10 protein-coding genes are annotated in these 14,049 nt (G+C 64.2%); 1 reads left to right on the top strand and 9 read right to left on the bottom strand.

All coding sequences use genetic code 11. The annotated features are described in order from the left end of the window. Positions 1 to 56 precede the first annotated feature (56 nt). A complete protein-coding gene (locus tag QYE47_RS06755) occupies positions 57 to 1,133 on the bottom strand; it encodes an autotransporter outer membrane beta-barrel domain-containing protein (protein WP_014590343.1) in 1,077 nt (358 codons plus the stop codon). Positions 1,134 to 1,321: 188 nt separating this feature from the next. On the opposite strand from QYE47_RS06755, the gene QYE47_RS06750 reads away from it, so the two are divergent. Beyond that, on the top strand, positions 1,322 to 1,447 hold the full coding sequence (locus tag QYE47_RS06750) for a hypothetical protein (RefSeq protein WP_256590440.1): 126 nt from the start codon (positions 1,322 to 1,324) through the stop codon (positions 1,445 to 1,447). Between the two features lie 3 nt (positions 1,448 to 1,450). On the opposite strand, the gene QYE47_RS06745 is transcribed toward QYE47_RS06750, so the two are convergent. The 8 genes from QYE47_RS06745 to QYE47_RS06710 form a co-directional block, all read right to left on the bottom strand. Then, a complete protein-coding gene (locus QYE47_RS06745) occupies positions 1,451 to 2,245 on the bottom strand; it encodes an endonuclease/exonuclease/phosphatase family protein (protein WP_003251297.1) in 795 nt (264 codons plus the stop codon). A 121-nt stretch (positions 2,246 to 2,366) separates the two neighbouring features. Continuing rightward, on the bottom strand, positions 2,367 to 4,520 hold the full coding sequence (glgX, locus tag QYE47_RS06740; protein ID WP_019437494.1) for a glycogen debranching protein GlgX: 2,154 nt from the start codon (positions 4,518 to 4,520) through the stop codon (positions 2,367 to 2,369). 136 nt (positions 4,521 to 4,656) lie between these two features. After that, a complete protein-coding gene (locus QYE47_RS06735) occupies positions 4,657 to 4,923 on the bottom strand; it encodes a DUF2934 domain-containing protein (RefSeq protein ID WP_014590346.1) in 267 nt (88 codons plus the stop codon). A 14-nt stretch (positions 4,924 to 4,937) separates the two neighbouring features. Then, positions 4,938 to 7,709 (bottom strand): malto-oligosyltrehalose synthase, encoded by a 2,772-nt coding sequence (locus QYE47_RS06730; protein WP_014590347.1) that lies wholly within the window; start codon positions 7,707 to 7,709, stop codon positions 4,938 to 4,940. Next, positions 7,706 to 9,775, bottom strand: coding sequence for a 4-alpha-glucanotransferase (gene malQ / locus QYE47_RS06725; RefSeq protein WP_070383618.1), 2,070 nt, complete (start codon positions 9,773 to 9,775; stop codon positions 7,706 to 7,708). The genes QYE47_RS06730 and malQ overlap by 4 nt, the downstream gene beginning before the upstream one ends. Continuing rightward, entirely contained in the window at positions 9,772 to 11,514 is a 1,743-nt protein-coding gene (gene treZ / locus QYE47_RS06720; protein ID WP_070383619.1) for a malto-oligosyltrehalose trehalohydrolase, read from the bottom strand. Before treZ ends, malQ begins: the two co-directional genes overlap by 4 nt. A 14-nt stretch (positions 11,515 to 11,528) precedes the next feature. Continuing rightward, entirely contained in the window at positions 11,529 to 13,088 is a 1,560-nt protein-coding gene (glgA, locus tag QYE47_RS06715) for a glycogen synthase GlgA (protein ID WP_014590350.1), read from the bottom strand. Positions 13,089 to 13,735: 647 nt separating this feature from the next. Further along, positions 13,736 to 13,903 (bottom strand): DUF6026 family protein, encoded by a 168-nt coding sequence (locus QYE47_RS06710; protein ID WP_003251280.1) that lies wholly within the window; start codon positions 13,901 to 13,903, stop codon positions 13,736 to 13,738. Between the last annotated feature and the right edge of the window lie 146 nt (positions 13,904 to 14,049).

Genomic DNA, 14,049 nt, shown 5'->3' with positions numbered 1-14,049 from the left:
GCACCCGGCGGTGACCCGTGTAGGAGCGGGTTTACCCGCGAAGAGGCCGGCCCTGCCTACCACCGCATCCGCACCCCAAGGCTGCCGATCAGCCCGTTCAGGTCATTGTCGTCCACATCACTGCTGTAATCGGCGCTGACGAACAAAGCAACCGAAGGCGTCACCCGCGCCACCAGCCCCAAGCCTAACTCCACCGTGGTCGAGTAGCGCGAACTGGAGATCTTGTCGACCTCGTCCAGCTTCACCTCATTGGCATTGCTGAAGTCATACCACACGTTGGTCCGCACATAGGGTTCGATGGGCATGCCGCGCACTTCGTAGCGCCCGGACAACTTGGCACCGACCCGGCCGCTCCAGCTCGGCTGGCTGTCAAAGGCTTGCAAGGTCTCTTCCTGCACCTGGTTGCCAGGGAAGAACTGCTGGTTGATCAACTGTGCCTGGGGCTCGATGACCCAGTTGCCACCCAGGCGGATCGGGTAACCGCCCTCTACCGAGAAGGTCATTGCGTGGCCACTGTCGTCCAGGCGCTGGCCGTTTTCGCCACGGCCCATCACGTCGATCCGCGAGCCCATGGCCACGGCATCCAGGTGCCAACCCTGTTCATGGGTCATGCTCCAGTACACCCCCAGGCTTTCACCGCTCAGGTTCACCGCTTTGCGCTGCTTGTCGCCCAGCAGAGGGCGCGCGCCTTTGAAGCTGCTTTGCAGGTTGTTGTGCCCCACGAAAATCCCAGCGCGGTGCACATCGCCTGCTGCTGTTTCACGCACGAACAGGTCCGGGCCGATCATCAGTTGCTGGCTGGGCGCCTCCAGCTGTGCCGGGGGCAGCGCGCGGCCGCGCGCACTGGTGGGGAAGAACTGCGCCCACTGACTGGCAATCAGGTCGGGTGCCGGCTGCTGGTGGCGTTCGCTCATCTGCTGCGAAAACGCATTGAGGGTGCCCAGACTCAACCCACTGGCACTGAGCGGGTCGAGCGACAGTTGCGCCTCCACGGGTTGCTGCAGAAAGCTGGGGGAGGTGGGGTCACCCTGCAGTTCGTACGCGATCGTTTCCACCGGGGTTGCCAGAAGCAGCGACGTGGAAACCGCGTAGAAAATGCCGTCGAAGCGCAAGGGGTTCGAGTTGCTTTTCATGGCGGATCTCCTTTGTTTTTGTGGTGCAGCCCGAGAGACCTGGCCTGTTGTCACGAGCTGTACGGCAAAAACAGTGGGCGACCCAAACCAGCACGCCAGCTATCGCAAACGCGCACGAAGGCGCGAGCTAGAGGCCCGGCGCAAGTTTTTTACAGCTTGGTACTGTTCAGCTAAGGAGAGGTCGCCGCTTGCGTCAAGAAAGCGTGAAGGAAGTGTTCAAAGTGCGTCGTAACGCTCAACCTGTTGTTTTATCGGTAAAAACAGCAGGGCATAGCGGGGATCGCTATTTGCCGCGCCGTAGCTATGAAGAATGATTGCTAAAGTCGCACTTCAACGGCCAGCGGGAGGTGATCTGACAGGTGTGACCAAGGTTTGTGCCCCAGAATCCGCGGCCCATGGCTTTCGGCATTACGCAGGTAAATGCGGTCCAGTCGCAGCAGTGGCAGGCGGGCAGGATAGGTGCGGGCGAGGTGGCCGTGGTGGCGTTCGAAGGCTTCGTGCAAGTCGCGTTGCAGGCCAAGGGTGCGGTTGCCATGGCTTTTCCAGTCGTTGAAGTCGCCGGCGATGATCACCGGGGCGTTGGCCGGCAGGGCGTCCAGCAGTTTACGCAGCAACTGCAGCTGCTTTTGCCGGTGGCTTTCCAGCAACGACAGGTGCACGCAGACCGCATGCACCTGGCCTTGCCCCGGCACCTCCAGCACACAGTGCAACAGGCCGCGGCGTTCGGGGCCGGTGATCGACACGTCCAGGTTGCGGTGCTCGATGATCGGGTATTTGGACAGCAACGCATTGCCGTGGTGGCCGTCAGGGTAGACCGCGTTGCGGCCATAGGCAAAGTCGCTCCACATGCTGTCGGCGAGGAATTCGTACTGCGAGGTCTGTGGCCAGCCGGGATAGCGCGCGGCGTGGCGGTCGTGGCTGCCTAGCACTTCCTGAAGGAAGACAATGTCGGCCTGGGTGCTGCGCACAGCCTCGCGCAGCTCTGGCAAGATAAAGCGCCGGTTGAAGGCGGTGAAGCCCTTGTGGGTGTTCACCGTCAGTACCCGCAGGCGTTTCACGGCTGGGGCCTGGCTGACGCTGGCGAAACCATTACTGCCGGCTTCGAGGCTCACAAATCCTCCTGAAAGTAACCCTGCCTTACTGTCGCCGCTAAAACCTGTGGCAGCGGGCATGCCCGCTCCCACAGGTATGGCGTAGCGATCAAAACGTAAGACCTGCCTGGGTTATCACGGTTCACTCATCGTCGCGCTGCAACACCATCAGCAGCATCGATCGGCCCTTCACCTCGAAGGTACTGTCGAACTGCAGGTGCTGCCCCTTGCGCAACTCCGGCCGGTCGGTATCGACCAGGCAGCTCCAGTAATCGCCTTCGGGCACGGCCGGCAGCTTGAATGGCACCACGTCATGGTGGGCATTGACGATCAGCAGCACGGTGGCCTCGGCACCTGGCCGGGCAATACCGCTGACCTGTGCCCGACCATCTATCAGCATGCCCAGGCAACGCCCGTGTGGGTCTTCCCATTGCTCAACACTCATCTCGTTGCCATCGGGAGCCAGCCAAGTCACGTCCTTGACCCCAATTGCCTCATTGTAGTCACCCACCAGGAAGCGTGACCGGCGCAGCACCGGGTAGGCCAGGCGCAGGCGGGTCAGGCGTTTGACGAAAGCCAGCAGCTCCTGGCCTTCCTCGTCCAGGTCCCAGTTCACCCAGCCGATCTCGCTGTCCTGGCAGTAGGCATTGTTGTTGCCGTGCTGGGTGCGGCTGAATTCGTCACCTGCAACGATCATTGGCGTGCCCTGGGCCAGCAGCAGGGTGGCGAAGTAGTTGCGCATCTGGCGCATGCGCAGGGCATTGATCCCCGGGTCGTCGGTCGGCCCTTCGACGCCGCAGTTCCAGGACAGGTTGTTGTCGGTGCCGTCCTGGTTATTTTCGTCGTTGTCTTCGTTGTGCTTGTGGTTGTAGGACACCAGGTCGCGCAGGGTGAAACCATCGTGGGCGGTGATGAAGTTGACCGAGGAATAGGGCCGGCGCCCGCGGTTGTTGAACATGTCGCCCGAGGCGGTCAAGCGGGCGGCAAAATCGGCCAACTGGCCTTCGTCACCTTTCCAGAAGGCGCGTGCGGTATCGCGGAAGCGGTCGTTCCATTCCGCCCAGCCCGGGGCGAAGTTGCCTACCTGGTAGCCGCCGGGGCCGCAGTCCCATGGTTCGGCAATCAGCTTGACCTGGCTCAGCATCGGGTCCTGGCGGCAGGCGACCAGGAAGCCATGACGCTCGCTGTAGCCATCGTGGTAACGGCCAAGGATGGTCGCCAGGTCGAAGCGAAAGCCATCCACGTGCATTTCGCCGGCCCAGTAGCGAAGCGAGTCGGTGACCAACTGCAGCACGCAGGGGTGGCTCAGGTCCAGGGTGTTGCCGGTGCCGGAGTCGTTGATGTAGTAGCGCTTGTCGTCCGGCATCAGGCGGTAGTACGAGGCGTTGTCGATGCCGCGCATCGACAGGGTCGGGCCGCGTTCGTTGCCTTCGGCGGTGTGGTTGTAGACCACGTCCAGGATCACCTCGAGCCCGGCGTCGTGCAGGTGCGCGACCATCTCCTTGAACTCGGCGATCTTGCCGCTGGCCAGGTAGCGCGGGTGTGGGGCGAAAAAGGCGATGCTGTTGTAGCCCCAGTAGTTGTTCAGGCCCTTGTCCAGCAGGTGCTGGTCGTTGACGAAGGCGTGAATCGGCAGCAGCTCGATGCTCGACACGCCAAGGTCCTTGATGTGTTTGAGCAACTCGTCGTTGGCCAGGCCTGCGAAGGTGCCGCGCAGTTTTTCAGGCACAGCCGGGTGGCGCATGCTGATGCCGCGGGCATGCGCTTCATAGATGATCGTGCGCTCCCATGGGATCTGCACGCGCTGGTCGCGGCCCCAGGTGAACGCCGGGTCGATGACTTTGCATTTGGGCACGAAAGGCGCGCTGTCGCGCTCGTCGAACGACAGGTCACCGTCGGGGTGGCCGATGGTGTAGCCGAACAGTGCCTCGGACCATTTCAGGCTGCCGACCAGTTGCTTGGCGTACGGGTCGATCAGCAGTTTGTTGGGGTTGAAGCGGTGGCCGTTTTCCGGCTCGTAGGGGCCATACACCCGGTAGCCATAGACCAGGCCGGGGTGAGCGTCGGGGAGGTAGCCATGGTAGATCTCATCGGTGTATTCGGGCAGCTCTATGCGCTCGATTTCCTGTTCGCCGGTGGAGTCGAACAGGCACAGCTCGACCTTGGTGGCGTTGGCCGAGAAGAGGGCGAAGTTGACCCCAAGGCCATCCCAGGTGGCGCCGAGGGGGAAGGGCATGCCTTCGCGGATGCGCGATGGTGCGACCGAGCGGGTTTTCTTTGGGGTGCGGGGGCTCATGACGATCCTCGAGTGGCCGTGATGGAAGGGGAATCGGGCTGTCCTGCATGGGCCTCTTCGCGGGTAAACCCGCTCCTACAGGTTCATCACAGGTGCATGCAGGAGCGGGTTTACCCGCGAAGAGGCCAGGACAGGTTTAACTGGCAGTAGGCTTTTTCACCGCCCGGGGCTTTTTCGCTGCAGCGGGTTTAACCCCCGGCAGGGCAGCCGCCTTGGGTTCGGCAGGCGCCTTCGGCTTGGCCGCTGCTTTCTTGCGCGGGGCTGCCTTGGGCGCCAGCGCTTCGGCCTCGGCCAGCTTGCGGGCCATTTCCCAGTGGCGTTCTTCCTCCCCTACGGGCTTACCTTCGGATTCCCAGATCTGGTAGGCAAATTCGCGAATACGCTTTTCATCGACACTCATCATGACGCTCCTGATGCTCAAGATTTTTGTATCAACACATTGACCGGAAACTCCGCCAGCACGGCGCTCAACGGCAACTCCTTTGAAGAGCTGACCGCCGCACAAGCGAAAAGTCCCGTCGAGTTGGCAGGTGACAAGGCAAACGGCAATACCAGCCGGGTGTCGTCCCAGTTCTGCGCCGGGATCAACGGTGTAGCGGCACCTCCGAGCAGGCTGCTGGCCAGGCGGGGGGCGACGACGATGGCGTGCTCGCCTTCCCCCAGGCGAGCAAAGGCAATGACCTTGTCAGCGTGCCGGCCCTGTACGGTCAGTGGCAGGTAGGCACCGCGGCGGAACAGCTCGGCATGGGCCTGGCGGCAGTCCAGCACGCGGGCGATCAAGGCCTGCTTGACACGGCCGTCACGCCATTGCGCCAGCAGCTCGGCTGCCGGCGTGTCGTCCAGCGTGCGACGCCTCGAAGCGTAGTCCACGGCGCGGCGGTTGTCCGGGTCGACCAGGCTGAAGTCCCAGTATTCGTTACCTTGGTACAGGTCGGGCACACCGGGTGTGGTCATGCGCAACAGGGCCTGGACCAAGCCATTGAGTGCGCCGGGGCAGGCCAGCAGCTGCGCCGCGTCGGCCAGTGACTTGCGCAGTTGCTGGTTCTCGCTGTCCAGCAGCAGGCCGTCGAGGTAATGAGCACAGGCGCCTTCGTAGGCCTCGTTCGGTGCACTCCAGCTACTGCGCAGCTTGCCCTCGCGCAGGGCCTTCTGCTGCCACTGGCGAACACGCTCGGCGTATTGGCGCAGGGCATTGTCGTCGTTCAGGTCGAGGTCCAACGGCCAACTGCCGAGCAGGGTTTGTAGCAGCATCAACTCGTCGCCGGGGCTGGGTGCCAGCCCGTCGTCCAACTGCGCGCGCAGGGGGGCGGCCAGCTCACGCCAGTGCTCCACCCGGCTGGCCAGCCACGTGCCGCGCTCGCTGAGTACAGCCAGGCGTGCCCGCGTGTCTTCGCCGCGCTTGTGGTCGTGGGTGGCGGTGGTCAGCAGGTTGTCGGGGAAATCGCGCAGGCGCCGCTGGGCCTCGTTGTGGAAATGCATGGTCGGGGCGCTGAAGCGCTCGGCCTCGAAACCCACGTCGTTACGCGACAGCAGCCGCGCGCTGCGGTAGAAGGCGGTGTCTTCCACGGCTTTGGCGGCGCTGGGCGCTGTCAGTTGCTGGAAGCGCACGCAGGCGTGGCGCAGTTGCTTGCGGGCGCGCCCCGGTGGTAGATGCCGCCAGGCTTGCCCGCCCAGCCACCGTTCAAGTTGGTCCAGTAGCGGCCAGTCAGCTTCGGCAAGGTCTTGCCGTGCGTTGGTCAGGGCCTGCTGGAAGAACGTTTCGTCCTGCGCCGGGCGCCCGCAGGCATTGAAGTAGGTTCGGTAAACCGGGTAATGCGCCACCAACGCCTGCAAGGCCCGGCGAATCGCGCCCAGGGTCAGGTCACGGGTCATCAGGTCGTTGCGCGCGACCTGCAACAGTGCCTGGGCCACCGATTCGCAGTCACCGGCCAGGCTGGCGTTGAGCACCAGGTGACGGGCCTGGCGCACTTCTTCGGTGAACGCCGGGCGCTCGCTGACGTTGCTCCACAGTTCGCTCAGCGGCGCTTCGCCGGCCGGATCATGCTGCAGCAGCGACACCTGGTTCATGAACTCGTAGCCAGTGGTGCCGTCGGTAAGCCAGTCGCGGTGCAGGTGCTCGTCGGCACCCAGGATCTTTTCCACGTACAGAGGGAAGTGCTCCAGCCCTGCATCCAGCGGCCGCCGCGCCAGCAGGCTATCAACCCGCCGGCGCAGTTTGCGGCAGTAGCCACGCGGGTCGGCAAGGCCGTCTATATGGTCGATGCGCAGGCCGTCCACCAGGCCGCGTTCGATGAGTTCGAACAGCTTGGCATGGGTGGCTTCGAACACCACGGCGCGCTCCACGCGCAGGCCGCCCAATTCGTTGATGTCGAAGAAGCGCCGCCAGTTGATGTCGTCGGCGGCGGTGCGCCAGCTGGCCAGGCGGTAAGTCTGGCGCTCCAGCAGCAGGTGCAGGCGCTTGAAACCGGCCTCGCTGCGGCTGTCGAAGGCCACCAGGGCCGATTCGAGGTCGGCACCTTCGCGCACCAGACGTGCCAGTTCGGCTTGTAGCGGTAGGCTATCGGCCAGCGGGGTGGCCGAGTCGCCCAAAGCAGTGAAACGTTCGGCCAGAGCCTTAAGCGCAGGCTCTGGGCTGAGCGCGAGAATCCAGCCGTAATCGACCGGGCAGATCGGGAAACGATGCGCGTAGTGGGCCACTTGCAGCAGCCCCTGCTGTTTGTCGAACTGCAGCGGTATTTCACCATTCTTGAGCGCCACGCCGTAGTCGCTGCCAAGGAACGGCAACAGCAGTTGCCCGGCCAGCAGCGGGTCGCTGGAGTGCCACTGGATGTCGAAGAACTCGGCATACGGGCTGCGCCGTCCCCAGGCCAGCAGGCTTTGCCACCAGGGGTTGTCGGCACCGCCCACGGCCATGTGGTTGGACACCGTGTCGAGGATCAGCCCCATGCCATGCTGGCGCAGGGCGGCGACCAGGCGCTCCAGCGCGGCCTCGCCGCCCAGCTCCGGGTTGACGCAGGTAGGATCGACCACGTCGTAGCCATGGCGCGAGCCAGCGCGGGCCTTGAGGATGGGCGAGGCATACAGGTGGCTGATGCCCAGCTGGGCGAAATATGGCACCAGCGGTACGGCGTGATCGAGGGTGAAGTCGCTGTGAAATTGCAGGCGCAGGGTCGCGGTCAGTGGCTTCATCGGTCGCGCTCCCACGCCTGTTCACGGGCCTGGGCCAGCAGCTCCAGGCGCCGTGCGGCATCCTCGTCGTCGAGCAGTTCGCGTACGGGGCGGGCAAAGCGCCGCCGCCAGTTGGGATGGCCATTGGTGGTGCCCGGCAGGTTGGGTTGCTCGTCGCAGCCCAGCAGGTCTTCCAGTGGAACCAGCACCAGCGGCGCACGGGTATGGCCAACGAAGCGGATGGCCGCATCGATCAGCGCGTCGTTGTCCTTCAGTTCGCCGTAGTTGGCCTCCAGGATGCGGCGCAGGCCTTCGCGTTCTTTCTGACGCTCGTGTCGCCAGTGCAATTCGGCAGCAGCATCAATCAGTTGCAAACGGTGTCTCCAGTCGATGTCGCGGTTTGCCAGCCAGCCTGCCAGTGGCGCCAGGTCGTGGGTGCCGGTTGTGGCCAGGGCATTGTCTGGCCAGTCGAGAATTGGCTTGAACTGGCCCGGCTGGGTCTGCTCGAAGGGCAGCACGCGCATGCCCAGCACCGCTTTCTCGGCCAGCTTTTCGCGCAGGCTGTCGGGCACGGTGCCCAGGTCTTCGCCGAGGATGATCGCCTGGTGACGCACCGACTCCAGCGCCAGCAGGCGCAACAGGTCGTCTAGCGGGTAGTCGAGGTAGGCGCCCTCGCTGGGTTTGGCCCCCTGCGGGATCAGCCATAGCCGGCGCAGGCCCATCACATGGTCGATGCGCAGGCCGCCAGCGTGGGCGAGGTTGGCCCGAAGCATCTCGATGAAGGCGCGATAGCCATTGCGCTTGAGGCCCTCGGGCGAGAAGGCGCAAATGCCCCAATCCTGCCCGACGTGGTTGAGGATGTCGGGCGGCGCACCCACGCTCAGGCCGGCCAGCAGTTCGTCCTGGCGGCTCCAGGCCTGGCTGCCGGCACCGTCGGCACCCACCGCCAGGTCGGCGATCAGGCCCACGGCCATGCCGTTGCTGCGGGCCGCTTCGTGGGCACGTTGCAGGCCACGTTCGGTCAGCCACTGGCAGAACGCGTGGAACTCGACCTTGGCCGGGTAGGCATTGGCTAAAGCCTCCACTTCCGGGTGGTAGGGGTCATGCCAGGCTTTGGGCCAGTTGCGCCAGTCGGCACCGAGGCCGTGCTCCACCGCCTGGGCCTGCAGCACCTCGAAGCGGCAGTGGTGCTCCAGGGTCTGGCCGCCGGCTTCGCGGAAGCTGTCAAAATCTGTGCGTAGCGGGTGATCGCCTTGGCTGAAGCCTTGGTAAAGCGCTTCAAGCAAGCGTAGCCGGGCGCTGGCGGCGCGTGGCCAGTCGACCAGAGGGCGCTGCTCTAGCTCTTCGAGTTGTTGCTCCAGCCCGCAGGCTTCGACGGCCATGCGCACCTCCCGTTCACCCAGCAGGGCCGCGGGGCTGGTGTACAGGGTGTTGAGCAGCAGGCGACTGGAAGGTGAGTAGGGGCTGTAGTGTTCCTGGTCGATGGCCGACAGGGCGTGAATCGGGCTGATAGCCAAGGCATCGGCGCCGCGCTCGGCGGCCGAGCGGGCCAACTGCTCCAGCGCCAGGCAGTCGCCGAAGCCACCATCGCCGGGGCGGCGCAGGCTGTACAGCTGCACTGCCAGGCCCCAGCAGCGTGGTGGCGGCTGTTGCACCTTGTCTTCCAGGCTGTGGCAGCGTGTTGGCGCCACCGCCACGGTGAAGCGGCGGCTGTCGATTTCCACCTGGTGATAGCCGATGGGCAGCTCGCCGGGCAGGCGCGCCTGGTCATCGAGGCTGAGGGTGACCGAGGTGTGATCTTCCAGGGTGCAGTGGGCCACGCTGGCGGCACTGAAGTAGCGCGACAGCGCCAGCGGCTGGCCTAGGTCGGCGGTCAGCAAGGGCGGCAGGTGTTCGCTGTCTTCGGCGGTTTCCACCGCACGCAGGCTGGCGGCAACGGCCGCGTCATCGCCGGCCGGGTGGCCAAGGCCTTCGAGGATGCTGCGCAGCACGTCGTCGCTGACACGCTGGGGCCTGGCATTGGCGTCAATCCAGTCGCGGCTCAGCCCGACGCTGGTTGCCAGACGGTGCAAGGCGGTTTCGCTCATGGGCGCTCCAGGGCAGGGGGAAGCAGGCTGACCACGCAGCTGTAGGCAGCCAGGTGGGTATCCGGGTGGCGGGTGTCGCTGCTGTCGAACAGCCGTGTGGATGGCGCGGGCAGTTCGACCGCCTGCGGGGTGTCGGCCAGGTTCAGGTCGATGCGCAGTGTGTTGCCATTGCCCAGCCGCCAGCGCGCGGTCAGCGCTTTGTCTGCGTGCACCTCGGCGCCCAGCGCACGGCTGCCGGGCAAGTGCGGGATGACGTGGCGGCGGCGCAGGTCGAGCAGTTGCTGGTAAAGGCCGTGCCAGCCGGCGATCACCGCCTTGTTCTGCGGGCGTGAAGAGGCGAAGGTCTGTTCGGCGTTGGGGTCGGGAATGTGCTCACGCTGCTTGGGGTCGGCGAACGCGGCGAAGTGGGCGAACTCGCCACGACGGCCTTCGCGGACGGCGTCGGCCAACGCGTCATGGAAGTCGGTAAAAAACAGGAACGGCTGGCAGCTGCCGGCTTCGTCGCCCATGAACAGCAGCGGAATCATGGGTGTCAGCAGCAACAGGCCGGTGGCTGCACGCAAGGCTGGCACGGGGCACAGCCGGGTCAGGCGCTCACCCAGCGCGCGGTTGCCGATCTGGTCGTGGTTCTGCAGGAACAACACGAAGGCGCTGGGCGGCAAATGCCCGCTGGGTTCGCCGCGTGGTTTGCCATGCCGGTTGGCCTGGCCCTGGAACACGAAACCTTCGCCAAGGCACCGTGCCAGTTGATCGATGGGGCGATGCTGGTAGTCGGCATAGTAACCTTCGGTTTCACCGGTCAGCAGCACGTGCAGGGCATTGTGGCCGTCATCGTTCCACTGGGCGTCGTAACCCTGTTCCAGCAGGCCCGCCTGGTTGTGCTCGTTCTCCAGCACGAGCCACACGTGCCGGCCCGGTTCTACGGCGGCGCGCACCCGTTGGGCCAGCTCGATCAGGAAGTCGGGCTGGTCGATGGCATGCACGGCATCCAGGCGCAGGCCGTCGCAGCGGTAGTCGCACAGCCACATCAGGGCGTTCTGGATAAAGTACTCGCGCACCTGCGGGCGGCGAAAGTCGATGGCCGCGCCCCAGGGTGTCTGCCGGTCTTCACGGAAGAAAGGGCTGGCGTAATGGTGCAGGTAATTGCCGTCGGGTCCGAAGTGGTTGTACACCACATCGACCAGCACCATCAGCCCGTGGCCGTGGGCCTGGTCGACCAGTGCGCACAGCTGCTCGGGGCGGCCGTAGGTATTCTGTGGGGCGTATGGCAGTACGCCGTCGTAGCCCCAGTTGCGTTCTCCGGGAAACTGCCCCAGCGGCATCAGCTCGATCGCGCTGATGCCCAGTTCGGCCAGACGCGGCAGTTCCCGGGCAACCCCGGCGTAACCCCCGAGCAGGCCGACATGCACCTCCTGGATCACGGCCTCATGCCAAGGCCGGCCTTGCCACGGGTGTTGCCAGGCGTAACCGGCCACATCCACTACCTGGCTTGGCCCGTGTACGCCGTCAGGCTGATAGCGCGAGGCAGGGTCGGCCACCTGCAGCTCACCGTCGATACGGTAGTGGTAACGGTCACCGGCCTGGCATGGCGCCACGCCGCTGTACCAACCCTCATCATCCGGCAGCAGTTCGATGGCCGGCTGCCGCTCCAGTTCTACGCTCACGCTGCGCGCATCCGGCGCCCAGAGGGCGAAGCGCGCCGACGTGGCGTCCAGCAAGTGTGCGCCATGTCTGTGCATCTTCCGACCCCCGCTCAGTAGTGGCTCAGTTGTGTCTGCTTGACCAGGTCCTCGTACAGGCGGGCATAGGGTTCAACCGCCTGGCACCAGTTGAACGGTTGGGTCATCGACAGGCAGCGCATGGCGTTCAGCAGGTCCTTCTTGCCGTAAACGTAGAAGGCGCGGCTGAGTGCCTCGCGGTAGCTCTCGACGGTGGACTCGTTGAACAGGAAGCCCGTCACCCCGCACTCGATGGTGTCGGCCAGGCCACCGGTATTGCGTGCCACCGGCAGCGAGCCGAAGCGTTGTGCGTACATCTGGCTGAGGCCACACGGCTCGTAGCGCGACGGCATCAGCAGGAAATCGCTGCCGGCGAACATGCGGCGGGCATCGGTTTCATTGAAGCCGATACGCACACCGATGCGGCCCGGGTGACGCAGTGCCAGCTCGCGCATGGCCTGTTCCTCTTCCGGCTCGCCGCGGCCGATGATCGCGATCTGCCCGCCTTGCTCGACGATGTAGTCGGCCACCCCCAGGGTCAGGTCCAGGCCCTTTTGATAGACCAGCCGCGACACTACGGCGAATAGTGGGCCTTCGGAATCTTCCAGGCCGAACAGCTCGCGCACCTCCTGGGTGTTACGCGCTTTGCCCTCCCAGTCATTGATGCTGAAGTTGTGTTGCAGGTGCTTGTCGGTAGCCGAGTCCCAGCTTTCGTCGATGCCGTTGGGAATGCCACCGAGCAGGCCTTGCTGGGCCTTGCTGGCGAGGAAACCGTCCAGACCGCAGCCGAATTCCGGGGTGGTGATTTCCCGGGCATAGGTGGCGCTGACTGTGGTGATGTGGCTGGAGTAGGCCAGGCCGGCCTTGAGGAACGACAGCTTGCCGTAGAACTCCATGCCTTCTTGCTGCATGGCATGTTCGGGTATCGCCAGCTCCGGGCTGCAGCCGCGGCTGTACACACCTTGGTACGCCAGGTTGTGGATGGTGAATAGCGTGGGCGTATTCAGGCCGCGCCAGTGCATGTAGGCCGGGGCCAGGCCGGCGGGCCAGTCATGCGCGTGCACGACTTCCGGCGTCCAGTGGATCTTGCCTTCGCCGGCAGCGATTTCTGCGGCAGCGAGGCCCAGGCGGGCGAAGCGGATGTGGTTGTCGGGCCAGTCGCGGCCATTGTTGGCACCATAGGGTGTGCCGTCGCGCTGGTACAGTTCGGGGCAGATCAACACATAGATGACCAGGCCGTCGGCCATGTCCATGCGCCCGATCTTGCATGGCGGCAGGGCCGCATGCCCGCCCAGTTCACCCACGATATGTATAGGGTTATCGCTTTCCATCACCTGGCGGTAGCCGGGGATGAGGACCCGCACATCGTGCAGGTGCGCCAGGGCACGGGGCAGGGCCGCGGACACGTCACCCAGGCCACCGGTTTTCACCAGGTCGGCGATTTCCGAGGTCACGAACAGAATCTTGCGCATGTTCGGGTTGTGCTGGCGCTGGGCGCCGGGTGCCTTGCCTGTCGTGGCGAAGTCCGGGGTGAGCGGCTCGCGGTTATCCGGTTTGAAAGCGTCTACGTGAGGCTCGACAGCGGCACTGATCATACTTCTCTCCGTCCCTATGCTTGGTCGGGTGCTGGCACCCGTGGCGATGTTTCGTGCTGGTTCTCTCTAGTTTGAATCTGCTTAGTGCGTTCCATGCCCCAGGGTCGTGCGCGCAGGCACTACGCGATCAGCATTCCGGCCGAAGGCGCTTGGACTGGTTGTGGTGTGTGGGCCGAGGATCGGGAATAGCCCAATGCGTCTGGCCTACTTATGTTCATGACCTGCCGGGTTTCCTGAAAGTTCGACTTTTTTGGGGTCACTCTTCCGTTGAGCAAATGGCGGGCCGAAAACCGAGTGTAGGAGAGAAAGTGCTAAAAAGGTGACCCACTGGTCACTATTGTTATGTGCGCAATAGACGCAAACGTTGGCGTTTGTGAGGGGTTGTGAAAAGGGGTGGGCGAGTGTGGGGCAGAGGGGTTTCGAGCTGCGCCAAATTGTGGCTCGTTACGCGCCATGCACCTTTTGGGTGCGTAAGCGTAAGCATGGCTTTAGGCTGCGAAGAGGCGGGTATGGGCGCAGGATTCTGCTTCAGTGCAGGCCCTTTTGGGCACAAAGCCGCTTCGGTTGCCCGATAGGGTTCAAAGACGGCGACTGGATTCAGGATCGGGTGGGAGCCATGCAGCTCCCACAGGCAGCAAGGGAATCGATCAGAGGCTGACAGCTTTATCGCCAGCGCGCTGTTGCGCCAGCAGCAAGTTCAACTGGGCGACCTGCTGACGCAGCTGGTCACGTTCGTCCTTCAGTTTACGCAGCTCATCACGGCGCACGGAGACATAGAGGGTCTGGGGTGGGGTTGCTGGCATCAATGTACCCATGAGCACACCTCGCGGTTTTGGCTGGTGACAAGTCAAAGCGTAGACGCTTCACGCGGGGCGCATTCTGAATTCTTTCACCGGGCTTGGGAACTTTTTTGTTTATTGTGGTCTTGCCGTTCGTCGCTGAACCCTCGGGCGGCATGCTG

The sequence above is a fragment of the Pseudomonas sp. 2,4-D genome (genome assembly GCF_030418155.1).
Lineage (GTDB): Bacteria > Pseudomonadota > Gammaproteobacteria > Pseudomonadales > Pseudomonadaceae > Aquipseudomonas > Aquipseudomonas alloputida.
The sequence above is the reverse complement of the archived record's forward strand: the minus strand, read 5'-3'. Positions and strand labels throughout refer to the sequence as shown.